The organism is Croceitalea vernalis (genome assembly GCF_031846405.1).
Taxonomy (GTDB): Bacteria; Bacteroidota; Bacteroidia; order Flavobacteriales; family Flavobacteriaceae; genus Croceitalea; species Croceitalea vernalis.
The window spans coordinates 302,003-326,440 of the sequence record NZ_JAVRHU010000001.1 but is presented as its reverse complement, the minus strand read 5'-3'; the positions used below and the strand labels follow the sequence as shown (position 1 = coordinate 326,440).

General features: G+C 34.9%; 25 protein-coding genes. 16 read left to right on the top strand and 9 right to left on the bottom strand.

The window, feature by feature from the left end:
• Nucleotides 1-28: 28 nt before the first annotated feature.
• The 4 genes from RM520_RS01420 to RM520_RS01405 form a co-directional block, all read right to left on the bottom strand.
• Complete coding sequence (locus RM520_RS01420; protein WP_311386717.1) at nt 29-2,443, bottom strand: TonB-dependent receptor; 2,415 nt, start codon at nt 2,441-2,443, stop codon at nt 29-31.
• A 1-nt stretch (nt 2,444) separates the two neighbouring features.
• Nucleotides 2,445-3,164 carry a DNA repair protein RecO gene (gene recO / locus RM520_RS01415; RefSeq protein WP_311383925.1) on the bottom strand — a complete coding sequence of 240 codons (720 nt, stop codon included), beginning with the start codon at nt 3,162-3,164 and terminating at the stop codon, nt 2,445-2,447.
• A gap of 85 nt (nt 3,165-3,249) precedes the next feature.
• Nucleotides 3,250-4,593, bottom strand: a complete 1,344-nt coding sequence (gene gdhA / locus RM520_RS01410; RefSeq protein WP_311383924.1) for an NADP-specific glutamate dehydrogenase — start codon at nt 4,591-4,593, stop codon at nt 3,250-3,252.
• A gap of 132 nt (nt 4,594-4,725) precedes the next feature.
• A complete protein-coding gene (locus RM520_RS01405) occupies nt 4,726-5,880 on the bottom strand; it encodes a cystathionine gamma-synthase (RefSeq protein ID WP_311386716.1) in 1,155 nt (384 codons plus the stop codon).
• 82 nt (nt 5,881-5,962) lie between these two features.
• On the opposite strand from RM520_RS01405, the gene RM520_RS01400 reads away from it, so the two are divergent.
• A complete protein-coding gene (locus tag RM520_RS01400) occupies nt 5,963-6,715 on the top strand; it encodes a DUF3298 and DUF4163 domain-containing protein (protein ID WP_311386715.1) in 753 nt (250 codons plus the stop codon).
• On the opposite strand, the gene RM520_RS01395 is transcribed toward RM520_RS01400, so the two are convergent.
• Nucleotides 6,712-7,173 (bottom strand): DinB family protein, encoded by a 462-nt coding sequence (locus tag RM520_RS01395; protein ID WP_311386714.1) that lies wholly within the window; start codon nt 7,171-7,173, stop codon nt 6,712-6,714. The two genes, RM520_RS01400 and RM520_RS01395, sit on opposite strands and share 4 nt — an antisense overlap.
• A gap of 68 nt (nt 7,174-7,241) precedes the next feature.
• Between RM520_RS01395 and RM520_RS01390 the strand changes: the two genes are divergently transcribed.
• Genes RM520_RS01390 through RM520_RS01365 form a run of 6 tightly spaced genes read left to right on the top strand, consistent with a single transcriptional unit; the run spans nt 7,242 to nt 10,267 of the window.
• Nucleotides 7,242-7,544: an ArsR/SmtB family transcription factor gene (locus RM520_RS01390; RefSeq protein ID WP_311350076.1), complete on the top strand. Its 303-nt coding sequence runs from the start codon at nt 7,242-7,244 to the stop codon at nt 7,542-7,544.
• 39 nt (nt 7,545-7,583) lie between these two features.
• Entirely contained in the window at nt 7,584-7,712 is a 129-nt protein-coding gene (locus RM520_RS01385) for a hypothetical protein (protein ID WP_311383920.1), read from the top strand.
• 3 nt (nt 7,713-7,715) lie between these two features.
• A complete protein-coding gene (locus RM520_RS01380; protein ID WP_311383919.1) occupies nt 7,716-8,408 on the top strand; it encodes an aspartate/glutamate racemase family protein in 693 nt (230 codons plus the stop codon).
• Between the two features lie 5 nt (nt 8,409-8,413).
• Complete coding sequence (locus tag RM520_RS01375) at nt 8,414-9,016, top strand: short chain dehydrogenase (RefSeq protein ID WP_311386713.1); 603 nt, start codon at nt 8,414-8,416, stop codon at nt 9,014-9,016.
• A 13-nt stretch (nt 9,017-9,029) separates the two neighbouring features.
• Nucleotides 9,030-9,383, top strand: a complete 354-nt coding sequence (locus tag RM520_RS01370) for an arsenate reductase family protein (RefSeq protein WP_311386712.1) — start codon at nt 9,030-9,032, stop codon at nt 9,381-9,383.
• Nucleotides 9,380-10,267: a DMT family transporter gene (locus RM520_RS01365; RefSeq protein ID WP_311383916.1), complete on the top strand. Its 888-nt coding sequence runs from the start codon at nt 9,380-9,382 to the stop codon at nt 10,265-10,267. The genes RM520_RS01370 and RM520_RS01365 overlap by 4 nt, the downstream gene beginning before the upstream one ends.
• A 28-nt stretch (nt 10,268-10,295) precedes the next feature.
• Here the strand turns inward: RM520_RS01365 and RM520_RS01360 are convergent, their stop codons facing one another.
• Together RM520_RS01360 and RM520_RS01355 are read right to left on the bottom strand one after the other, a co-directional pair.
• Nucleotides 10,296-12,488: a hypothetical protein gene (locus RM520_RS01360; protein WP_311386710.1), complete on the bottom strand. Its 2,193-nt coding sequence runs from the start codon at nt 12,486-12,488 to the stop codon at nt 10,296-10,298.
• A gap of 159 nt (nt 12,489-12,647) precedes the next feature.
• A complete protein-coding gene (locus RM520_RS01355; RefSeq protein WP_311386709.1) occupies nt 12,648-13,124 on the bottom strand; it encodes an acyl-CoA thioesterase in 477 nt (158 codons plus the stop codon).
• 106 nt (nt 13,125-13,230) lie between these two features.
• On the opposite strand from RM520_RS01355, the gene RM520_RS01350 reads away from it, so the two are divergent.
• The 7 genes from RM520_RS01350 to RM520_RS01320 are packed head-to-tail and all read left to right on the top strand — an operon-like array spanning nt 13,231 to nt 19,554.
• The gene (locus RM520_RS01350; RefSeq protein WP_311383913.1) at nt 13,231-14,208 is read left to right on the top strand and encodes an NAD(P)H-dependent flavin oxidoreductase; all 978 of its coding nucleotides are present in this window, start codon (nt 13,231-13,233) and stop codon (nt 14,206-14,208) included.
• Between the two features lie 52 nt (nt 14,209-14,260).
• Nucleotides 14,261-15,262, top strand: a complete 1,002-nt coding sequence (locus RM520_RS01345; protein WP_311383912.1) for a bestrophin family protein — start codon at nt 14,261-14,263, stop codon at nt 15,260-15,262.
• Nucleotides 15,262-16,230, top strand: a complete 969-nt coding sequence (locus RM520_RS01340; RefSeq protein WP_311386707.1) for a YheT family hydrolase — start codon at nt 15,262-15,264, stop codon at nt 16,228-16,230. Before RM520_RS01345 ends, RM520_RS01340 begins: the two co-directional genes overlap by 1 nt.
• Before the next feature lie 38 nt (nt 16,231-16,268).
• A complete protein-coding gene (locus RM520_RS01335; RefSeq protein ID WP_311386706.1) occupies nt 16,269-17,630 on the top strand; it encodes a DUF5689 domain-containing protein in 1,362 nt (453 codons plus the stop codon).
• A gap of 36 nt (nt 17,631-17,666) precedes the next feature.
• Nucleotides 17,667-18,146, top strand: a complete 480-nt coding sequence (locus RM520_RS01330; RefSeq protein ID WP_311386705.1) for an ankyrin repeat domain-containing protein — start codon at nt 17,667-17,669, stop codon at nt 18,144-18,146.
• 5 nt (nt 18,147-18,151) lie between these two features.
• Nucleotides 18,152-18,775: an NUDIX hydrolase gene (locus RM520_RS01325; protein ID WP_311386704.1), complete on the top strand. Its 624-nt coding sequence runs from the start codon at nt 18,152-18,154 to the stop codon at nt 18,773-18,775.
• A 5-nt stretch (nt 18,776-18,780) separates the two neighbouring features.
• Complete coding sequence (locus RM520_RS01320) at nt 18,781-19,554, top strand: amidohydrolase (RefSeq protein ID WP_311386703.1); 774 nt, start codon at nt 18,781-18,783, stop codon at nt 19,552-19,554.
• On the opposite strand, the gene RM520_RS01315 is transcribed toward RM520_RS01320, so the two are convergent.
• Together RM520_RS01315 and RM520_RS01310 are read right to left on the bottom strand one after the other, a co-directional pair.
• Nucleotides 19,541-21,160: an Ig-like domain-containing domain gene (locus RM520_RS01315; protein WP_311386702.1), complete on the bottom strand. Its 1,620-nt coding sequence runs from the start codon at nt 21,158-21,160 to the stop codon at nt 19,541-19,543. The two genes, RM520_RS01320 and RM520_RS01315, sit on opposite strands and share 14 nt — an antisense overlap.
• A gap of 54 nt (nt 21,161-21,214) precedes the next feature.
• The gene (locus RM520_RS01310; protein WP_311386701.1) at nt 21,215-21,880 is read right to left on the bottom strand and encodes a ComF family protein; all 666 of its coding nucleotides are present in this window, start codon (nt 21,878-21,880) and stop codon (nt 21,215-21,217) included.
• Between the two features lie 76 nt (nt 21,881-21,956).
• Here RM520_RS01310 and RM520_RS01305 point away from each other — a divergent pair, with 76 nt between their 5' ends.
• Both RM520_RS01305 and RM520_RS01300 read left to right on the top strand, forming a co-directional pair.
• A complete protein-coding gene (locus RM520_RS01305) occupies nt 21,957-22,853 on the top strand; it encodes a DUF8428 domain-containing protein (RefSeq protein ID WP_311386700.1) in 897 nt (298 codons plus the stop codon).
• Between the two features lie 38 nt (nt 22,854-22,891).
• Nucleotides 22,892-24,433: a glycine--tRNA ligase gene (locus RM520_RS01300; RefSeq protein ID WP_311386699.1), complete on the top strand. Its 1,542-nt coding sequence runs from the start codon at nt 22,892-22,894 to the stop codon at nt 24,431-24,433.
• The last annotated feature ends 5 nt before the right edge of the window (nt 24,434-24,438 follow it).

Below are 24,438 nucleotides of genomic sequence, written 5' to 3'. Positions count from 1 at the left end.
ACCCTGGCGTTCGCCAGGGTTTTTTTATTTAAAAATTATAGCCTAAGCCGATAATTACATTGATGCCTGGTGCAACAATACCTGAAGAGTAAGTTCTATAACGTTGGTCGGTTATGTTTTCAAGACTAATACTAGTCTTTAGTGCGTTTGAAATTTGAAGTTGTGACCTTAAATTTAGCGTATACCAAGATGGCGAAAATGGATTTCCGTTTTGGTCTGATGCATAAATGAAATCCTTGCCCTGTTCAGAAAGCGCTAAATCTTCAAAAGGGATTTCTCCATTATAGTTCAAGAATAAATCAGCTTTAAACTTTTGATTTTTCCAAATGATATGGGCATCTGCAAATGTTGGTGCTGCATGACGAGCCGCAGAATCAGTTCCGTCATCATCTTCTTCAATACCATCGGTAATAGTAAGATTACCTACGAAGGAAATATTTTCGTTCATAAAAGCTTCAACCCCAAATTCAAAACCGTACACATAAGCTTTGGCGGCATTTTGAATTGCTTGAACATTGCTTAGTTCACCATTATAGAGTATCTCTGATTGTCCATTAAAAGTGAAATCTCTACGTACCAAAGCATCCACCAGATATGTATAAAAAGTAGCACCTTTGAGTACAACTTTATCATTAAAGTTTTTTTGAATTCCAAAGTCTATATTATAGGCGTATTCTGGTTCTAAATCAGGATTAGGTACCACAACAGAACCTGGCTCTGAATCAAATATTTTTCCAATATCATCAATATTAGGCGCTCTAAATCCTGTAGAACCATTTAGGGTTAACTGTAAATCTGCTTTTGGAAACCAGCTCATACCTATGCTACCTGTTAAAGCGCCGGTGATGATATCTGCTTCATTAAAAGGAAAATCAAAAAAAGTATTATCAAATTCAGCATCAACCCAAACCTGACTATAGCGAAGGCCAGAAAGCAGCGTTAAATTTGGTTTTAATTGATAATTACCACTCACATAACCGGCAAAGGTCTGCCATGTGGCCCCATTAGGATGTCTTGACACAGCTTCAACCAATTCATTGGTCTCAATATTTAAATCTTGGCCTATAGACCCTACTTTATTAAATATGTATTCGGCACCATAGTATAATTGGAGAGCCCCAATTTTTTTATTTTCAAAATCTAGATTAATTGACAACGCATCAACCTTTTCGACGGTTGTATTTCTTGTAATATCTTGAAAATCGCGGCTATTTCTACTTTCTTCAAAAAATTGATAAGCCGCAGTTAATTTAACTCCGTCATAAAATTTGCCTTTGCCTTTTTTGGTGACTTGAAAATTACTCATGAACCATTTTTGAGGGCCATAAAACCATTCCGCTGAGCGCAGTCCATCACCTGAATCATTAGGTCTAATTAAACGGTCATATCTAGAATAGTCTGAAGTTTCAGAATAATATAGTCCTAAATCATAATTCCAATTATTATTCGGCTTAAATCTAAATTTTTGTAGAAAGTTAATTTGGTTATACCCCGATGGCACCTGTTTTTGGGGATTGGAATTAGTAACCAAAACATCTTGATTGCTTTCCCTAATCACATAATTATTTCTCAAATATGAGTCAGGACCATGACTACCCATATTTAAATCTCCAAAATCATTATAAGAAAAACTAGTATAAGATGCCCAAGTCTGATGCCCCAAATTGAAATCTACGTGCACCGTTTTTTCTGAATTCGCTGAAGCAAAACGATAACTTGTATTACCAGACAAGGTAAGGCTATCTGTATATGAAAATCTTGGGTTCCTTGTAAAAAAGTTCATTACTCCGCCTATCGCATCACTACCGTAAATTACGGAGCCCGGGCCAAAAATCACTTCAGTATTTTTAATAGTAAAAGGATCAATGGAAATAACATTTTGAATATTACCACCTCTAAAAATTGCATTGTTCATTCGAACGCCATCTACGGATAGTAATAATCTATTTGTTGAGAAACCTCTAATCATAGGGCTGCCACCACCTAATTGACTTTTTTGAACAAATACTTTGCCACTAGATTGTAATACGTCTGCCGAAGTTTGTGGATTTGTAAATGCTATACTTTGAGCATCAATAGATGCTATTTTTTGCGGAATATCTTTACGTTGTTGTTCCCACTTAGATACGGACATTACGACCTCGTCGAGTTGCTCTGGTTTTAACGTTAAATAAATACGATTACCTTTTTTGTTAAGTTGTGTTTTAGTAGTTGAAAAAGTTTCGTAGCTTATGTGTTTGAAGAAAATACGCTCGTTGGAGCTAAACTGAGAAACATCACTTCTCCCATCAAAATCTGTGATTGTGGTTTTTGATTTATCTTGATTGAATACAGCAACATTAACTATGCCATTGCCCGTATCAGCATCTAAAACCTGTATTTCCTGAGCATTGGTTTTGATAACAATAATAAGTGTAAAAACAAAGAAAATTACTTTGTGCATACTAGTCGAACACTGCGTTTAAAACTGCCAAGGACTTGGGTTTTCTAAATCCGTGCAAATGTAGTTCAAAATACAGAATTACTGATTTTAAAAGCGATTCACGATTAACCTTGGTTATTTTTAGTGTTAATAGTGCATCAAAATTTATGCCCAAAAGTTGTTTAAAGACAAGAACTTGTTCTTCGTGTATTAAGGGATTTAATGTGGGGGACGTAACAAACTGTCCTTCTAACAAATCAAAGTGATTAAAAACCCCACTATTCTCCTCTGGGTAAAAGCCTAAATATTTGGTTAAGTTTATTAAGAATAATAAATGATAATTGGCAATTTTATTATTGATGTCAAGCCATTTTAGGGCATCTTCTAAATAATTGTAAAGAGAAATATCTTTTTCTTCTTCTTGAATGCTATTTCCTAACATTTCGGCTAAAAATAAGACAATACTATTTTTTACGATATCGGTATGGAGACTTTGATATGGGTTAATCACCTTTACTTCCCTGATACTTTCTAAAGTACCTTTGTTTTTATGATTGGCTGTAAGTTCCAATTGCATTAAGGGCTGAAAATAAGCAACTTTCAATTTCCCTTTTTTTGAAGCTAAAACTCCTTTTAGTAAGTATGATTTTAGGCCATCTGAAGCCGTGTATGCTTTGACTATAAGACTAGTGTCACCATATTTTAAAGAAGAGAATACAATTGCTTTGGTCTGTACTAGCATGTTGTAAAGATAAAGACCCGTTAGGATTTAAATACCACATTTGCGGTATATGCCTAACGGGTCTCAAATAATTTACTGTGGTGAATTAAATCACACCTTGTGCTAACATAGCATCAGCAACTTTAACAAAGCCAGCTATGTTTGCTCCTTTTACATAATTGCAGTAACCATCTTCTTCTTTTCCAAACTCAATACAAGAATCATGGATGTCTTCCATAATACCTTTAAGCTTTTCATCAACTTCTTCACGGGTCCAGCTAATTCGTAGTGAATTTTGTGACATCTCAAGTCCAGAAGTGGCAACCCCTCCAGCATTAGAAGCCTTTCCTGGAGCAAAAAGAATTTTTGCTTCATGAAACGCATGGATAGCTTCAGGTGTAGAAGGCATATTGGCGCCTTCAGCGACACCAATACATCCATTTTTAATTAATGTTGCTGCATCATCACCATTCAATTCGTTCTGTGTTGCACAAGGTAAGGCAATGTCGCAACTAACTTCCCAAGGTGTCTTTCCTTTATGATAAGTTGCAGAGGCATATTGATCTGCATATTCAGAGATTCTACCTCTACGGTTGTTTTTTAAATCCATTACAAAAGCTAACTTTTCATCATCAATACCATCATTGTCATAAATGTAACCTCCAGAATCAGAAAGTGTAAATACTTTACCGCCTAGTTGTAATACCTTTTCAGCTGCATATTGAGCCACATTTCCAGAACCTGATATGACTACTTTTTTACCTTCGAAAGATTCTCCCTTTGTTTTTAACATACTATCCGCAAAATATACGGTACCATATCCTGTAGCTTCTGGTCGTATTAAAGAACCACCCCATGAACGTCCTTTACCTGTCAAAACACCTGTAAACTCGTTACGAATCTTTTTATACATTCCGAATAAAAATCCAATTTCACGTGCACCAACACCAATATCACCAGCAGGGACATCAGTATTTGGGCCAATATGCCTATTCAACTCTAGCATAAAGGCGTGACAAAAACGCATTACCTCATCATGAGATTTTCCTTTTGGGTCAAAATCTGAGCCTCCTTTACCACCACCCATTGGTAGAGTTGTTAAACTATTTTTAAAAACTTGTTCAAAAGCTAAAAACTTTAATACACTAGCATTAACAGTTGGGTGAAAACGTAAACCTCCTTTGTAAGGGCCAATCGCCGAATTCATTTGAATACGATACCCACGGTTCACATGAATTTCACCATCATCATCAACCCATGCCACTCTGAAAGAAAGTAAACGCTCAGGTTCAACCATTCTTAGTAGAATGTTTTTACCGTTATAAATTTTTTGTTTGGCGATATATGGAATTACAGTTTCTGCAACTTCCTGTACCGCTTGAATAAATTCAGGTTCATGACCATTTCTGGAAATAACCTCGTCCATAAATGCTTTTATTTTTTGTTCCATAAACGGATTGCTAATTTGTTAATTCTTTAACTATTAAAAAGACCTATTTTATTGAATTAGGAATATAACGGCAAAATTATGCTATTTGTATAATTTAAAAACCAAATATTTAAAAATGTTTCAAAAATTAATTTAGCCAATGGCTTGTTCTAAATCAGCTATTAAATCTTCAGCATCTTCTAAACCTACACTCAATCGAATTAAAGAATCGACAACACCACTCTTTTCGCGTTCTTCTTTAGGAATGCTAGCATGAGTCATACTAGCTGGGTGACCCGCCAAACTCTCCACACCACCTAGAGATTCAGCCAGGGTGAATAGCTCTAGTTTTTCTACAATCTGAATGGCCTCATCATAGCTACTTCCATTGGGCACAAAGGAAATCATTCCTCCAAAATCATCCATTTGAGTTTTAGCAATTTCATGATTTGCATGATTTTCAAAACCAGGCCAATATACTTTACCGATTTTTGGATGATTTGCTAAATACTCGGCTATTGCTTTTCCGTTTTCGCAATGGCGTTGCATGCGAACATGAAGTGTTTTAATACCCCTTAATGTTAAAAAACTATCCATTGGACCACAAACAGCACCGCTTGCATTTTGAATGAAATATAATTTATCGGCCAAGTCTTTGTCTTTTACAATCAAAGCGCCAACTACAACATCACTATGTCCTCCTAGATATTTCGTTGCAGAATGCATTACGATATCTGCCCCTAAGTCTAAAGGCCGCTGCAAATAAGGTGTTGCAAAAGTGTTGTCTACAGCTAAAAGTATGTTGTGTTTTTTTGCCAAATCGGAAACTCCTTTTATATCTATAACATTCATCATTGGATTGGTAGGTGTTTCAACCCAAATTAATTTGGTATTTACATTGATATGTGACTCAATCGTATCTATAGACTGCATACCTATAAAGTGAAAGGTGATACCAAATTTTTCAAATATTTGTTTGAATATTCTGTAACTGCCTCCGTATAAATCATTAGTTGAAACTACTTCATCACCTGGATTTAATAATTTTACAACAGCATCAATTGCTGCTAAGCCGCTACCAAAGGCCAAACCATAGCTGCCATTTTCTATACTAGCTAAAGAATTTTCTAAAGCCGTACGGGTGGGGTTTGCACTTCTTGAATATTCAAAACCTTTATGGCCGCCGGGTGTGGTTTGCGCATAAGTTGAGGTTTGATATATTGGAGGCATGACCGCACCATAGGCAGCATCAGGTTGTTGACCCCCATGTATAGTTTTACTATTGAATTTTAAGTCTTTATCACTCATATTAAAAATATTATGATACAAATGTATCGTTAAGTTTCGGAGTATTCAATCAAAGTCTATTTTTGATAAATATTTAATTTTCATGAGAAAAATAGTGCTCCTAATCTTTTTGTTAGTTCTGAACCTTTGTTGTGAAACGGAATCAAAACTTACTTTTGAAAACCTACAACTCGAAAACGAAAAGTGTGATGCTTGTCCTGAGATTAAGATTGAAATTCCTCATGCATTAGATGAAACAAGAATTGCAGAAACCATCAATATAGCGTTAAAAGAAGAAATAGTATATGCTCTAAAATTTGAAGACTCTCTAGACGTCAACACCATCGACGGTGCAATGAAATCATTTACGAATAGTTACCAAGAACTTAGACGTAAATTTAATGATGAAACCGTTGGATGGGAAGCTGAGTTCAATGGTGAAATTATTTTCGAGAATGATAGGTTAATTAGTATTCTTTTAAATTCTTATTCTTTTACTGGCGGCGCCCATGGTTATGAAGCTACTACGCTTTTAAATTTTGATAAGCAAAAAGGACTAGAATTAGAGAATCATGAATTGTTCCATGATTTTGAAGGATTTATCGCGTTTACTGAGAATAATTTTAGAATAAAACAAAACGTTCCTACAGAAACTAATATCAATAGCACGGGTTTTATGTTTACTAATGATACCTTCCAATTACCCGAAAATATTGGTTTTACTGAAAACGGAATCCAACTTATTTATAACCAATATGAGATAGCCTCTTATGCAGATGGGCCAATTGAATTGGTTTTGCCATTCAATGAGGTTAATTCTTTTCTAAAAGAAGGGTATGTTTTGATAACGGACTAGTTTTTAACCGCTCTTGCCAAAGCTAAAATACTACCCAGATGCAAACCTTCATGAAAAATATTAAAGGCAATTGCATCATCGACATTATTTAAAGGCACTTTTGGCGTTGTCATGTAAGGTTTAAAAGAAGAAAACAAACCAGCTTTATAATCTTTTTCAGTTTTTTCAGGTAAACTAAATAGCAAAGTTTTAATCAATTCGAATTCTTCATCACTAGGATTTTCTTTTGGTGAAGTTCCTTTTTGATATTTAGCGACTAAATCTTGTGAAATATTTAGAGGCAAGCCACTGAGTCCATAGATAAGTTTTTGCTCCGTAACCACTACATGAGCAATATTCCACCAAATATTATTGTTAAATCCCTTTGGGATTTTAAATAGTTCTTCTTTAGGAGTGTTCTTTAAAAAATTATATAACCCTTTGCGATTTTGACGGATAATAGTAAATAAGTTGTCCAAGAATTAATGTTTCTGTTAAAACATATCTAAAATTCTAGATATATAAATATAATTTGTATGTTTGTAATGTGAATATAGTTGAAATAAGTAAAATTTTATCAAATCAAACTCGAGTTGATATTTTAAAGTGGTTAAAAGATCCTGAAGCGAATTTCCCCCCCCACCAAGATATTGATCATTTTGATGATGGGGTTTGTGTTGGGTTTATTCAAGATAAAACAGGTTTGTCACAATCTACTATTTCAACCTATTTGAATAGTATGCAAAATGCAAGATTGGTTATTCCTACCAGGCATGGTAAGTGGACATATTATAAAAGAAATGATGATGTCATACAGGCTTATATGAAAAGTTTGAAGGAAGAGTTGTAATTTTTTTTTAAACATATCTATAAATAGCGAAATCTAAAAATGAATACAAATACGATATATTGTCAGACAGAAGAACAAGCAAAGCATAAAAGTATTTTAAAAGCTTTTTTAAATTGGATTTTAAAACTGAGGATTTTAGGTGCTGAAGAAATGTCAAAAATAAAATAACAGATGAAAATAATTGGTTTAATAGGAGGCATGAGTTGGGAGTCTTCAAAAGTGTATTATGAATACCTAAACAAGTTAGTACAACAAAAACTAGGGGGCTCGCATTCAGCTAAAATTATCATGAGCTCTGTCGACTTTTCTGAAATTAAAAAATATTCGTTTGAAGATAATTGGGATGCGATAGGAGAGCTTATGGCAATACATGCGGCTAAGCTAGAAAAGGCAGGTGCAGATATGATAGTGCTTTGTACCAACACTATTCATTTGGTAAGTAATGCTATAAAAGATGCGATTACCGTGCCCTTTCTACATATTGCAGATGCTACGGGCAGAGCCATTGAAGAACAGGGGTTGCAGAAAATTGCACTTTTAGGAACCCAATTCACTATGGAAAAAGATTTTTATACCAGAATTTTGGAAGATCAATATGGACTTGAAGTCATTATCCCTGAATTGGAAGATCGTGTTTTTCTGCAAGACATTATATATAACGAACTGGTAAAAGGAAAGTTTACGACAGATGCTAAAGAAAAATGCTTAAACATTATTTCAAAATTGCAAAACCAAGGTGTGGAAGGCGTGATTTTAGGATGTACCGAACTTCCTATATTGATTCCAGATAAAGAAGTTGCTCTTCCAACATTCAATACAACTTTGGTTCACTCGCAAATGGCAATTGATTTTGCACTAAACTAAATGGTATGAAAATTTTAATCATTGGAGGTAACGGAACAATAGGTAATACGCTAACCAAACACTTTAAAGCCGAGCATGAAGTTATTGTAGCAGGAAGAAAAAATGCTGATATCAAGGTGGATATAGCAGATAGTGCTTCTATAGAAACTATGTTTAAAAATCTAGGTAAAGTCGACGCTATAATCTGTGCAGCTGGTGAGGCGAAATGGGCCAATTTTAATGACCTTACTGAGGAAGATTATTATATCGGCTTTAAAAGCAAGCTCATGGGCCAAGTTAATCTAGTACGCATTGGACAAAACTATTTAAAATCAGGGGGTTCTATTACGCTAACAACAGGTATTTTGGCAGATAATCCTGTAATTAAAACGGCAAGTGCTGCCATGGTGAACGGAGCAATTCATAGCTTTGTAAAAGCGGTAGTTTTAGAGATAGAAAATGGTGTGCGGGTGAATGTTGTTTCAGCCGGAATGGTTGAAGACGCTTATGAAAAGTATAGAGACTATTTTCCGGGGCATAATCCGGTTCCAATGAAAAAAGTGGTTAACGGATATGTTAGGAGCGTTCTCGGAAAAGATAATGGACAAATAATAAGAATTTACGAATAAGAATTACTTAAAAATGAAAAAAATATACCACCTAGAAACCTGTAAAACCTGTCAGAAAATCTTAAAAGCATTGGAACCGTTGGACGGTATTGAATTGCGCGAAATAAAATCTAAGGGAGTAACTGAGAACGAATTGGAAGAAATGCGAGCTTTAACAGCTAGTTATGAAGATTTATTCAGCCGAAGAGCAATGCTTTTCCGCCAACGTGGATTAAATAACCAAGAGTTGGGCGATTTAGACTTTAAGAATTTGATTTTAGAACATTATACGTTTTTAAAAAGACCTGTAGTTGTTGTTGATGACAAAATTTTTATTGGTAATGCCAAAAAACAAGTTGAAGGTGCAAAAACCGCATTGCACGGATGAGCAAAAGAACGCTAGCCCTGCTAGCGGCAATTGGGGCGACGACCATTTATGGTATTAATCACACCCTAGCGAAAGGGGTAATGCCAACATATGTAAAACCTTTTGGTTTCATTTTTCTTCGTGTAGTGGGCGCGGCCATTCTTTTTTGGAGTATTTCATTGTTTGGACCTAAAGAAAAGATAGATAAAAAGGATTGGGCTAGAATGTTTTTGGCAGCTGTACTCGGGATGGTCATTAATATGCTTTCTTTTTTTAAAGGATTAGAACTGTCTACACCGATTAATAGTGCTGTATTAGTCACAATTAGCCCTATCATTGTTGTTGTTTTGTCTTCATTTTTTCTGAAAGAACGAATTACTTTAAATAAAGGCTTGGGTATTGCACTTGGTTTTATCGGGGCTGTTTCTTTAGTGCTTTTTGGAGCGGAGTTACGACAAGATGCTCCGAATATTCCTTTAGGCAATTTTTTGTTTATAATGAACGCCACAGCTTACGGTTCTTATTTAATAGTTGCTAAAAAATTATTAGAAAAATACCATCCATTCACTTTAATGAAATGGTTGTTTACAATTGCAGTTATTATAAATCTTCCCATAACATTACCCCAGTTTTTAGAAATTGAATGGACTACAATGCCGCTTTGGGTTTATGGCGTGGTGGCTTTTGTAATTGTATGTACCACTTTTATGACCTACTTGTTCAACATTTTTGCCATGACAGAACTTAAAGCTTCTACTATAGGGGCTTTTATTTATGTGCAGCCCATATTCGGTATTATTTTCGCATTACTGACCGGTAAAGATTCGCTTACTATTGTAAAAATAGGGGCTACGGCTTTGGTGCTGATTGGTGTGTATTTGGCCAGTAAAAAAGTAAAGGCCTAACATGGTATTTAAAAGTATTCTACCCCTTTCAATTTGACGAAACCCCAATTTCATCTAAAACAACTACCCCATAAGGCGTTTGGTCAAATATAAATTTTAAGCTCTTCACAGTTTCTAAGTTCAATTCAGAATTCTTATCTGTGAGGGTATTTAATGACAAGTGATAGGTCTGTAACTGAACTTCCCAATCTTCGCCAATCATTTCTTTATCTAAAAATTTAAATTTTGTAAAACGAGTTTTTAAGGGCTTCGGAATGACTTTAATAGCGCTAACACTAATTGAAGAAGTTTCTTTTTGTTCGTCGGTTAATTGAATAGTAAAATCTAATTGTGGTACTTCTCTTTTATTTTTTTCTTTATCCTTTTGGTTTGGGTTTAATAATTCGTGGTTTCCGGCACCCAAAGTGAATTGTAAGGTTGACTCCCTATCAAAAAAGGACTTATGCTTTTCTGATAGTGTTAGTTCATAAGAAGCTATCTCCTCAGTATTGAGCGAATCTTTTTTATCCCATCCCAATACCACAACATTATTCTCTTGAGAATTGTTATCACGAGTATTTAAATTTTCTTCTTTCCAAAAGGCCAAGTTGTTGGCTAGTAGTTTAGAACTATCCCTTGCAGTATTGATATTAATATCTTCTTCAAAATCGGCAATAATTTTAAAGTCTGACGATTCAAAATGGGTGAGGTATTGTTCGTTTGGCAACCATTCTTTCGCAATTGCAACATCTTTGAAAATAGTTTTATAGTCTTGATTGTTTTTAAGTGTGGCCTCAGCAAACGCATTGATAAAGACTTTGGCAGTTTCTTGTTGCTCTTGACCTTCCAACAATGGAGCTAAATTTAATAGCCATTTAGCAGGTGCTCCAAAATCCGATTTACCCCAAGTAGAGTTGAACTGACCATGATTTGCATGGTGAATGTAAACACCGGTCTTAAACCTAGAAATTGAATCTGTAAATCTTAATCTTCGGTAGGCGCGCATACCCCAAAAACTAACTTCATCAGAATCATAGGAACCTTGAAGACTTAAAAAGTTCAAATTTTTTAAGCTTATTTTTCGATGGTACCTATAGTCAGTTGGCGCTATTGCTACGATACCCTTAATACCAAAGTTAAAATCAAATTTCTCTTTTGCATTATCTGGAAAATACGGGAGTTCATTGTATGCAGCAGCTATAGCAACCGCTTCACCACCTCTTGAATGCCCTACAAGCATAATATTGTTCATATCGACTTTGTCTCTCAAATAATGATTTTCATCAGAATTCCAACGTTGCCATTGTTCAAGATGTTTTAATAGCAACCAAGCTCTAGCGGGCATTTCTTTCCCTCTGAAATCACCGGACCAATGCCCATTTAAAAAATTCTCATCGACTGATACTGTGATGAATCCTCTGCTGGCCAAAACTTCTCCTAAATAACCATATCCATTATCAGAATAATCAATCATATTATGGTTGCCATGTACGATTAAGATCAACGGAAATTGGCCTTGCCCTTCTGGCATATAAACTCTTCCATTTAAAGGAAAATTCTCCGGACCGAACTCCCAATATCGTTCTCGCCATTTTTTCTTTTTACCCTTCCAATCCGGTATAAGCCATTTACCATTTACCGTATTAGTTCTGTAGGTTACCTCATGTGCATATTCTTTTCGCTGCACATCTTTGCCGCTACCATAAGTAAATTCCCTTACTTCGTAAGGTCCGAGAGCTGTGGGATTTTCAAGTTGTAAATCATCTATAATGCTATTTTGGTTTGGTGAGAGCATTAAAGGCAACTTGTTTTCGAAAGGGTCTGAACCTGGGTTTATCAATACAAAAAAAACGAGGCCTATTACCACAACTAAAATCCCCAAAATAACTCCTGAAAAAGGGGATTTTTTCTTTAAAAACCAAAATAGAACACTGCAGAATAATATACCTAATGCAGTGATGGTTAAGAAAACCAAGGCTGGCCAACCGAAGCCAATAAACCTCAAAATACACAAACCAATTATTGTACTGAGAATAGGAACAATATAGTTAGCGGGTATTCTTTTGACTTGGGTATTAATTAGCCTTATGAACCCATAGGCAATTGTTGAAACTGCAAGTCCTAAAAACATCCCAATCATCATCATTATAAAAGGAGGCCAACCCGTCAAAAAATGATACCCTGCAATGCCATAAAAAATAAGAGTTAAAACGGTAAGAAATAACCACAGTTTATTTTTCATGAGGATGAATTGAGTTTGGTTTTCAACCATATGAAGTTAAACATCTTAAAATGAATTTGAACAATTCTTAAAAGTTTTTCCTTGATACTGTAACTCTTTACAGGTTAGACCAAAAAAGTATGGTTTAAGAAGAATGGTAATTTTTGATTTTTACCTTAGTCACTTTAAATCCTTAGGTATTCTAGCATATTTTCGGGTATCTTCTTTGGTCAATACTTTAAAGTCATCGGCACGTTCAATTTTAGCTACAGCCGACATAAATTCATCTGGTAATATGCTTAATTTTCTTGCTTTTAAGTCTATCCAAGCCCCCATCATTTCTGAGTGTGCAAAGTTTTTTCCAATTGAGTCGTAAAAATCATGATGAAATTCAAAAAACATTCCGTCTGCACTCATTCCCTTTAGTTCCGTAGATACTTGAATAGGTTTTCCTATAAAAACCTCTTTAAAATAATAGATATGTTCATAAAATACTACAGGTCCTATTTGATGTTTTGCCATGCTTTTTTGATTGAAGCTCAGTTGAGCTAAGTACGACATTCTAGCATGCCCAGAATATTGTACATAAGCAGAATTTGCCAAATGGCGATTGGCATCAATATCACTCCAGCGAATTTCAAATTCTTTTAAAAACATAATGACTAATTTTGCTATGCATGCATAATATTTTTCAAAAATAGTATAGATTTGAAGACCGCACTAAAAAAGTGGTAGATTTATCAACAACTTAAGATTAGAACTTATGAGTCAAAAAGCATCTTTTATTAAAGACCTTTCATTACCTGCTGTTGCAGCACCTATGTTTCTAATATCAGGTCCAAAATTGGTTATTGAATGTTGTAAAAACGGAATCGTTGGTACTTTTCCTGCTTTAAACCAAAGGACTAGTGAAGGCTTTGAAGAATGGCTCATTGAAATAAAATCTGAACTTAAAAATTGGGAAGAAGAAACTGGTAAAAAAGCGGCTCCTTTCGGGGTTAATCTGATTGTTCATCCTACTAACCCGAGGTTAGAAGCTGATGTTAAGTTGTGTATTAAACATCAAGTACCATTAGTAATAACCTCACTCGGTGCAGTTTCAATGGTGATTGATGCCATTCATAGTTATGGAGGGTTGGTTTTTCATGATGTGATTAAAAAACGTCATGCTGAGAAAGCTGCTGGCGCTGGGGTCGACGGATTAATTTTAGTTGCAGCCGGTGCAGGTGGTCATGCCGGAACAATAAATCCAATGAGCTTGGTTGCTGAAGTCAAAAAATTCTTTGATAAAACTATTCTGTTATCAGGTTGTATTTCAAAAGGAAGAGATATTGCTTCTGCAATGCAAATGGGTGCTGATTTGGCATATATGGGTACACGTTTTATTAACGCAAATGAAAGTAAAGCTCCTCAAGAATATAAAGATATGATTATCGCTGCAGGTGCTAGTGATGTTACCTATACTGCCGCCATATCTGGAGTTCATGCTAATTTTTTGGGTGCTAGTCTGAAAGCTGCAGGTATCACTGAAGAAGATTTAAAAAAGGATACTAAAATTGATTTCGGAAAAGAATTGGATACTGAAGCCAAAGCTTGGAAAACAATTTGGTCGGCAGGTCAAGGAGTAACAACAATTGATAAAACTATGCCCGTCGCTGATTTAGTGAACGAACTTAAATCTGAATTCAAAGAGGCTATTGAAGAACAATATAATTTGCTAGAACGTTATCCTAAGAACTAAAATAAAGTCTGTTCTTCGTAAATTGGTAGTTTAATTTACTAATCAATTTATAATGTACATCAAACGAAATATAAGCTGGGGTATAATCATGCGCTTCGCATGGAAAAACCTAATCTTCTTCACCCTTTATGCAGCACTACTTTTTTCATTATATCATATTTTAGATTGGAAGCATATAGATATTCCTTTTCAGCCACTTTCCGTTATTGGTATTGCTGTAGCATTTTACATAGGTTTTAAAAACAGTCAGAGTTATGACCGATTTTGGGAAGGCCGAAAAATATGGGGAGGGATTGTAAACTACTCCCGAACTTGGGCCAATAATGTTCTTAGTTATGTAGAAAATGACCGTGCAGCTCAAATAACTTTGATTTATAGACAAATTGCGTGGATTAATGCATTACGCATACAATTGCGACAACCTAATAGTTTTTCCATTAAAGAAAATCGTTCTGTTGAGCGTATGTTCGATAAGCATGGAGAGCGAAATCCAGTTTGTAATGGATTTGACGTTTTGTTAGACCCAAAAGAGGTTCAAGACTTAGAAAATAGAAAAAATGTGGCAACACATTTAATCAAGAATCAGGCTTTACAACTTAAGAGCTTATTAGCGGAAGGTAAAATTACAGAATTTGATAAACAGGTTTTCCATAACAATCTTGAAGAAATGTATAATCTTCAAGGTAAATGTGAACGTATTAAGAACACTCCTTTCCCTAGACAGTATGCTTATTTTAGTACAGTCTTTACATGGATATTTGTGCTTTTACTTCCTTTAGGTTTATTAAACGTATTTGAGACCCAACTAGCCCAATTAGATGAAGGAAATAATTGGTGGTATATCGTATTGATGATTTTCTTTTCCGTGCTTATCTCTTGGATGTTTACAACTATGGAAAAAGTTGGAAGTAATAGCGAAGACCCTTTTGAAGGTCGCATTAATGATGTGCCCATGACTGCGCTTTGTAGAACTATCGAGATTGATTTGCGAGATATGTTAGATGAAGAAAATCTTCCAGAAAAGACGAAGCCAATGCATAACATATTGTATTAATGCCATTAATACCATCAAACTACAAACCTCCTTTTCCGTTTAGAAATGGTCACTTTTCTACAATTTATTCCGGAGTCTTTAGAAAAATCAGTGGATTAGTTCAAAAGAGAGAACGTATTGAAACTCCAGATAATGATTTCTTGGACCTTGATTGGAGCGAGAGTGTTTTACCTACCAAGAAAGTAGTACTGCTTTTTCATGGTTTAGAAGGTGATGCTCAACGACATTATATTGCAGGTAGTGCAAAAAAATTTACACAAAACGGTTTTGATACTTGTGCTGTTAATTTGAGAAGCTGTAGCGGTCAACTTAATAGACTTTATCGTTCTTATCATTCAGGTGCAACGGAAGATGTTGTTTGCGTTGTTGAACATATTCTAAAGAATAAATCTTATGATGAAATTTATTTAATGGGTTTCAGTCTGGGTGGTAATCTTATTTTAAAATATTTAGGTGAAGGAAATCACATTCCAAATCATATAAAGGCAGCGGTAGGGGTTTCAGTGCCTTGCAGTTTAAAAAGTGCTTGTGATGAGCTTTTGAATTCTAAGAATGTTTTGTATTCTAAAAGGTTCAAAAAACATTTAATTGCAAAACTGAGGCAAAAGCAAAAATTATTTCCTGATAGAATAACAACCACTGAAATATCGTCCATTCATACCTTAAAAGATTTTGATGATATCTATACAAGTCAAGCGCATGGCTTTAAAGATGCCTTAGATTATTATGAAAAATGTAGTTGCAAGCAATTTTTACCTCAAATTAAGATACCCAGTTTGGTGCTCAATGCAAAGAATGATTCGTTTTTAGGTGATGCTTGTTATCCTTTTAACGAAGCTGATAGTAATAAAAACCTTTTTTTGGAAGTTCCTGATTTTGGAGGTCATGTTGGTTTCTGGGGAAAGCAAAATTCAAGCTATGCTGAACAACAAGCTTTGGACTTTATGAAGAGAGTTACTAAAAAGTAAATACATTTCATACATTTACAAGACACCATTAACTTAAAATGTTTCGTAATTTTTATTTGCCTTTATTGGCAATCCTCGTCTTTTGCTATTCTTGTGTAAAATCAAATGATTTTGATGCTCCAGCTTTAAATTGTGTTGAAGGTTTAGAAGCAAATGTCACATTTGAACAAGTCAAAGCACTTTACTTAGGCGAATTATTACAAATACAAGAAGATTTAGTAATAGAGGGCTATGTGGTGTCTTCAGATAGTGCAGGTAATTTTTTTAGCGTATTACATTTTCAAGATCGTCCAACTAACCCTTCAGAAGGTTTTCAAATTGAAATCGATTTAAGACAATCCTATTTGCTTTTTGAACCAGGCAGTAAAATTGTAATTAAACTTAAAGGTTTGTACTTAGGTAAAAGCAAAGATGTATTTAAATTAGGAGGAACATTTGCCGGATTTGGCAGTGTGTCCGTTGGTAGATTACCAGCGCTTCAGATACCTGAGCATATATTTTTAGCCTGTGAGGATGTAACTGATATAACTTCAACTCCAATAGAGATTGCCAATATTAATCCCAGTTTAGTAAATACTTTAGTAAGTTTTGAAAATATTCAAGTAATTGATGATGAATTAGGCGAATCATTCGCAATCGCCCTTGAAGAGACGGAACGTACTTTAGTAGATTGCTCTGAAAATGAACTTATGCTATTGAACAGTGGTTTTTCTGATTTTCAAGACGTAATATTACCTGAAGGTAATGGCAGTATTACAGGGGTATTATTAAGAGAAAATGATGATTACTTCATTGCGATTAGAGATCTAAATGATATAGACTTTTTACTAGAACGTTGTGAAGAAATCATAACGGAATTTACATCAACCTCAATATTTTTTTCGGAGTTAGCGGACCCAAATAACAATGCAGGAGCACGATTTATAGAGCTTTATAATGCTTCTTCGCAAGCTTTTGATTTAAATAAATGGACTATTCGTCGTTACACTAATGCTAATTCTGAGATAAGTTCGACAATTGATTTAAGTGGATTTATTATTGAAGGGGAGAGCACTTTAGTGATTTCACCAAATTCTGAAGAGTTTGAATTAATTTATGGTTTTGTTCCCGATTTAACGGTCGGAACAAATAGCCCGGCGGATTCCAATGGAGATGATAATTTAGAATTGGTAGACCCTTTTGGAACTGTGATTGATGTTTTTGGTATTATTGGTGAAGATGGTTCAAATACTAATCACGAGTTTGAAGATGGCAAAGCTGTCAGAATTTCAAATATAAATCAAGCTAATTCAAATTATACTTTTTCAGAGTGGATAATTTTTAACGACTCTGGCAATAGCGGAACAGTAAATCTACCACAAAATGCACCTGAAGATTTTACTCCAGGTATTAGAGATTGATTACTTTTTTATACCTTCAAATTATCATATCACATCATGACAAACGTAGAGCTTTTTTTTAGTGCGATAAGAACAGGGGATCTTGAAAAAATAAAGGAACTATCAATTAATTATCCGCATTTAATAAGTAGTGTAGATGATCGAGGTTCAACACCGTTGATACTTGCAACATATTATAATCAGGGACATATAGCTGATTTTTTGTTAGAAAAGAGAATTGAAGTTGATGCCAAAGATGGTTCAGGTAATACGGCTTTAATGGGCGTTTGTTTTAAGGGATATATTGAAATTGCTCAAAAATTAATTGCAAAAGGCGCAAACGTCAACCATATTAATGCCATGGGAGCTACTTGTTTGATTTATGCAGCGACCTTCAATCGTCTTGAAATCGCAAAATTATTACTTGAACATAACGCAGATATCAAAACCAAAGATGCCAGAGGTCAGACAGCACTTGATCATGCTAATATGCAAGAAGCGACTGAACTTATTAAACTTTTAGAAAAGTACAATTAGGAATTATGAGTCCAAAAGAGCAGCTAGATGCTGTAAAAAGGTTAAAAGACATTGCTGATATTGGTTTGATATATACAGATGTACCTTACGATATTGAACGTTATGAAGAATTAAAAGATATCAGTTTAAAACTGATGGCTCATCTTTCGAACGAGACATTTGCCAAATTGGATAGTTTTTTTCTTCCACAAATTGATTATCCAACACCAAAAGTCGATGTGCGAGGTTTGGTAATCAATGAAAAAGATGAGATTTTGATGGCGAAGGAAAGTGTGGACAATAAATGGACCATACCTGGGGGTTGGGCAGATATTGGGAATACACCAAAAGAAGTAGTCATTAAAGAAATTAAGGAAGAAACCGGCATTGATGTTGAGGTTGTGCGTTTATTGGCTATTTACGATAAGCAAAGACATGAGCATCCTGCAGAACCCTATTACATTTATAAATTAATGTTTTTCTGCAAGGCCATAGGTGGCAAATTAGAACCGGGATTTGATATGACAGGAGCGGCTTATTTTTCATTAGATAATTTACCTGAACTTTCTGAAGAGAGAATATTAGCGTCTCAATTGAACCAGTTATTTGATATGGCTAAAAACGATATTTTAGAAGTTTATGTTGATTAATAAGCATGGATGAAAACTTACATATTGCTTTGATACAATCACATCTAAATTGGGAGAACCCTGTAGCAAATAGAATATCTTTTTCCGAGAAATTAACCCAAATTACCTCTGCCATTGATTTGATTGTTCTTCCTGAAATGTTTACCACGGGTTTTACTATGCAACCTCAAAACATTTATGAAGACGAAGGTTTAAAAACTCTGCAATGGATGCAAGATTTAGCTAAAGAAAAGAATGCTGCTCTTACAGGCAGCTTAGTTTTTCAAGAAAACGACAACTTTTTTAATAGGTTATTTTTTGTCTTTCCAAACGGAACTTACTGTACTTATGACAAGAAGCATACGTTTACATTGGCAGGTGAACATGAGGTTTATCAGTCAGGAATAGAAAAGTTAATGGTAGAATACAAAGGTTTCAAAATTTGTCCACTCATATGTTACGACTTGAGGTTTCCTGTTTGGGCAAGGAATACCGAAGATTATGATGTGTTGCTTTATGTTGCAAATTGGCCTAAACTAAGAGTTAATGCATGGGATGCTCTTTTAAAAGCTCGAGCTATTGAAAACATGAGTTATTGTATTGGTGTAAATCGAATTGGAATCGATGGCCTTGGTCATGAATATGTAGGCCATTCGGCAGTTTATAATGTTTTGGGTGAACAAGTAGCTTATTCAGAAAAGGAAGAAATAGTTTATGCAAGGCTATCTAAAGGTCATATTGAAAAAACGCGAAATAAACTTAAATTTTTAAATGATAGAGATGCGTTTAATTGGCAATAATAAAAGTCTCATTATAGGTTGAAAAGGCCCTAACATCAATAAAATCAGGATAATATTTTATTACCTCAGGCTGTAATTTTTCTAAATAGTTACCAGTATCCCATTTTTTATTTCCATTCTCATCAAAAATAATTCGAAAACTATATTGACTTGGTTCCAAGTAGTTGAATTGAAAAACTTGAGGTTCTTCCGCAAATTTTTCTCGTATGATGTCTCCTTTATCGTTAGTTAACTGAACTATTACAGGGTATCTTACTGCCCCTGACAAGTTCAAAGTCATGTCGCCATAATCAGCATAGCTTCCTGTACTAGGATTATATTTTAAGGTGTCATTCTGTGTACCAAAAAAATCGGTGATTGCGCCAGGCATCAAGGCAATCGCATAACGTTGATTGTCGATAACTTCGAAATTAATATCAACCTTATTCTTAATAGTGTCAAGAAGAGCTTCAAAAGGTGTGAACACAGAATCTTTATCCATTATTTGAATCAACGAAGTATCTATTTTTATCAGCGGGGTATTACTCAGAATATGAAACTTGTCTTCAAAGCCAATCTTACGGTTATGACTAGCATTCAACTTGAGACTGTCTACTTCTAATTTTTTAGTTTTGACAGTAAAAGTGTCAATAATATTCAACTTTTCATTAGTCACCGTAAAAATGATAGAATCAATATCTGTAGGGCTTAACCAGTAATTCAGTGTGTCTTTTTCTCTATCCTTTAAAACTTTAGTCTTAACAGAATCTGGAAGTTCAGTCAATGCTTTTATTTTTGGACCAACTTCATCACCATTATATCCGAATAGAATTCGGTTCTTAGCTACATAAGTAGGTACAGGAACACTGTAATCAGGTTCCTCCATAAATAGGTTGAGCAGATATACCGAGTCTGTCGGTATGGTAATAGTATCGGTTAAAAATCCAATTTTATCGGAACGTTGATTAAAGACATTATTTTTTGCTTTATCAGTTATACCCACTAAAGAGTATTTTCCGGCTTTGAGATATTGAAGCTGAAAAAATGGAAGACTATCTAAGGTATTAGTTATATAATTTGGAGGCGATTTGTAAATGGTTGAATCATTATATGCGCTATCTATTGCATAAAGCATGACACTAACAAATTCTTCAGCTTTTCTATTGAACGCATCTTTAACAGCACCAGTTAGTGTGAGAGAATCAATATATTCTCCCGTAGAAAACACGTAGCTTAAAAAACTATTAGGATTACCTTCATTATTGTCAACTATGCTTTGTCCAAAGTTTATGGTGTACGTTGTATTTTCTCTTAAGGTGTCCTTAATTGTAATTTCTATATACTTGCTCGCCCCACTGAGAGGCTTAATTTCTGGAAGGTATTTAAGCGGCGGTGAAACAATCAGTTGATTTTGAACGTCTTTAAGTTTGATATACTCATCAAAATACAATCGTATCGTATTAGCATTAAAATTAGTACTGAGGTTTTCTGGTTCCGTTTTCAGCAGAACAGGCGGTGTTAAATCTTTAGCGCCACCACTAGGCGTGCCTCTCTTTGCGCATTGCCAAAAGGCAAGAACAACTAACAATAAGAATGATAGACTTAATAATTTTCTTAAAAAAACCATAGAACAAAAACGAATTCTTGAACAAAGAAACAATTTATTCGATTACCAATAAAGTTAATTCATTGCTTTAGGTACCATTGCCATTGTAGCCACATATAGTTCAACACCTTTAGTTTTATTTAATGCAAAAGCACATATTTCAATAGTAGCTCCTGTAGTAATAACATCGTCAACCAAAAGTATTTTTTTGTTTTTGAGAAAAGCTGAATCTCTTATTTTATATAAGTCTTCATTATTCTGCCATCGTTTGAGTCTTGTCTTTTTTGTTTGAGTTTTGGTATTCGCTGTTTTAATGAGAACATCATTCATATACCTGGCGTTAAGATGACTGGCAAGTTGTTTTCCAAACTTTTCGACTTGATTATATCCACGCTCTTGAAGTTTTTTATGATGCAAAGGCACAGGTAGTACAATATCAATATCCATTAAATCTCCTTTTTCAAGTAGTATTTCGCCATACCAGTTTCCTAAAAAATCACCGATATCCTCCTGATTTTTGTATTTTAAATAGTGCAGTAGATTTTTAACGATACCTGTTTTTGAGAAAAAAAGCATGGATGATGCCTTTTTAATCCGAGTTCGACCATAGAAAATACGGTCAATCTCGTTCTCTTCTTTAAAATTGTAATCGGTAATCGGTAAATCATGTCGACAAACGGTACATAAAATGTGCTCTCCTCTGATTAATTGTGCATTACATCCAAAACAGATAGGTGGCAATAGTATTGAGTTAATATCGTTTATTATCTTTGAAAGCTTAATGCCAAACATACCTTTTACCTACTATTCACCTTAAATGGAGTCTCAAGATACTACTTTCAACTACAAAATAATTATGGCTGCTTTGGTCGCAGTAATAATTGCTATGTCCATAGCTTTCTATTATAGTTATGCGCAGTCGCAGAATCAAATGAGTTATTTGGAAGACGAAAAAAGACTTTTGGTAAAAGATATGACCTTAATGAAGGCAGAAGTTGATAGACTTTCTGGAGAGAATGAAATTAATGAGATTGAACTTCGCGATTCACGATTCGAAGTACAAACTCTATTGGATTCCGTCGGAAGGTTAAATTTTAATATTGCAAAACTTCGAGAAAGTCAAAAAGCACTTCGTTTACTAGAAGCCAAGTTTGATAGCCTAAAGCTTAAAAATAATTTTCTTCGTTACAATAATGGTTTGTTGACGGAGCGATACGAGCGCACACGACGCGAGATTCAAGAATTGCGAGGTAAAACAAGCTCATTGCAAGAGGCCGAGGCATTGGTTCGAAAAAAGAATCAAGAATTAGCTAAAGAATTAAAGGTCAAGAGCTACCTTAAAATGGAGAATGCTGAAGGCAAAGGTTTTCGCTTACGTGCTGGTCGTCCATTAAATACCAATAAAGCGTCTACCATAGAAAAATTGAGAGGTTGTGTGACCATTTTAGCTAACCCTAATGATAAAGGTGAGGTTAAGGTAGTTTACCTGCAGTTTTTAAATCCAGACATGAAGGTTATAGAAGATAATGCAAACCTGGTTAATGTTAGTGGGAACACTTATAGCAAGCGCACTGAGGTAATTTATTTAGGCGAAGAAATTAGTGTTTGCGATGCTATAACAGTCCCAGAAGGTTCATTAGAACCTGGTATTTATACCTTAAATGTGTTTGAAGATGAGCGCCTGCTTTCTTCTTCGGAATTTCAGTTAAAATAAAACTTCGCTCTTTTTAGTCATTGTACTATTTTTGCCCAATGGCAAATCAAGAAGACATTTTCAAAAAGGTAATTTCACATGCAAAAGAATACGGTTATGTATTCCAATCAAGTGAGATTTATGATGGCTTAAGCGCAGTTTATGACTATGCTCAAAATGGAGTGGAGCTCAAAAAAAATATACGCGAATATTGGTGGCAAGCGATGGTTCAGCTTAATGATAATATAGTCGGCCTAGATTCTGCAATATTTATGCATCCGACTACATGGAAAGCTTCTGGCCATGTTGATGCGTTCAACGACCCGTTAATTGACAATAAAGACTCTAAGAAAAGATATAGAGCTGATGTTTTGGTTGAAGATTATGTTGCCAAAATTGAAGCCAAGATTGAAAAAGAAGTAAAGAAAGCTGCTAAACGATTTGGTGATAGTTTTGACAAAAAACAATTTTTAGAAACCAATGCTCGTGTAGTTGATTATCAAAAAAAGGCAGACGGAATATTAAAGAGACTAGGGCAATCATTGGAAAATGAAGATTTAGTTGATGTCAAAGCTTTAATTGAAGAATTAGAAATTGCCTGCCCTCTTTCTGGCTCTCGAAATTGGACTGATGTAAAGCAGTTCAACCTAATGTTTGGAACTAAATTAGGAGCTTCAGCTGATTCGGCAATGGATTTATACTTACGTCCAGAAACGGCTCAAGGTATTTTTGTAAACTTCTTGAATGTTCAAAAAACGGGAAGAATGAAGATTCCTTTCGGAATTGCTCAAACAGGTAAGGCCTTCCGTAATGAAATTGTTGCTAGGCAGTTTATATTTAGAATGCGTGAATTTGAACAGATGGAAATGCAATATTTTATCAAGCCAGGTACCCAGCAAGAATGGTATGAGAAATGGAAAGAGAAACGCATGAACTGGCATCTTTCTTTGGGTATGGGAGAAGAAAGTTATCGTTTTCATGACCATGAGAAATTGGCGCATTACGCCGACGCTGCTTCTGATATTGAATTCAAGTTTCCATTTGGGTTTAAAGAATTGGAAGGAATCCACTCCAGAACGGATTTTGATTTAAGTCAGCACGAAAAACATTCAGGTAAAAAACTACAGTATTTTGACCCAGAAGAAAATAAGAGTTACGTTCCTTATGTTTTAGAAACTTCCATTGGTTTAGATAGAATGTTTTTAGCCGTTTTTAGCAATAGTTTAAAAGAAGAAGAGCTAGAGAACAATACGACCAGAACGGTTTTAAAATTACCAGCGGTCTTGGCACCGACCAAAGCCGCCATTTTACCTTTGTTGAAACGTGATGGATTACCCGAAGTGGCGAAGAGGTTAGTTGATGATTTAAAATGGGATTTTAATGTGACCTATGATGAAAAAGACGCCGTAGGGCGTCGTTATCGCAGACAAGATGCTAATGGTACGCCATTTTGTATTACAGTAGATCATCAAACTCTAGAAGATGAAACCGTTACCATTCGTCATCGGGATACTATGGAACAACAACGTGTTCAATTTGATGAGGTAAAAGGTATTATTGCCAAAGAAGTGGATATGCGGGAGTGGTTGCAACGCATTTAAATTGT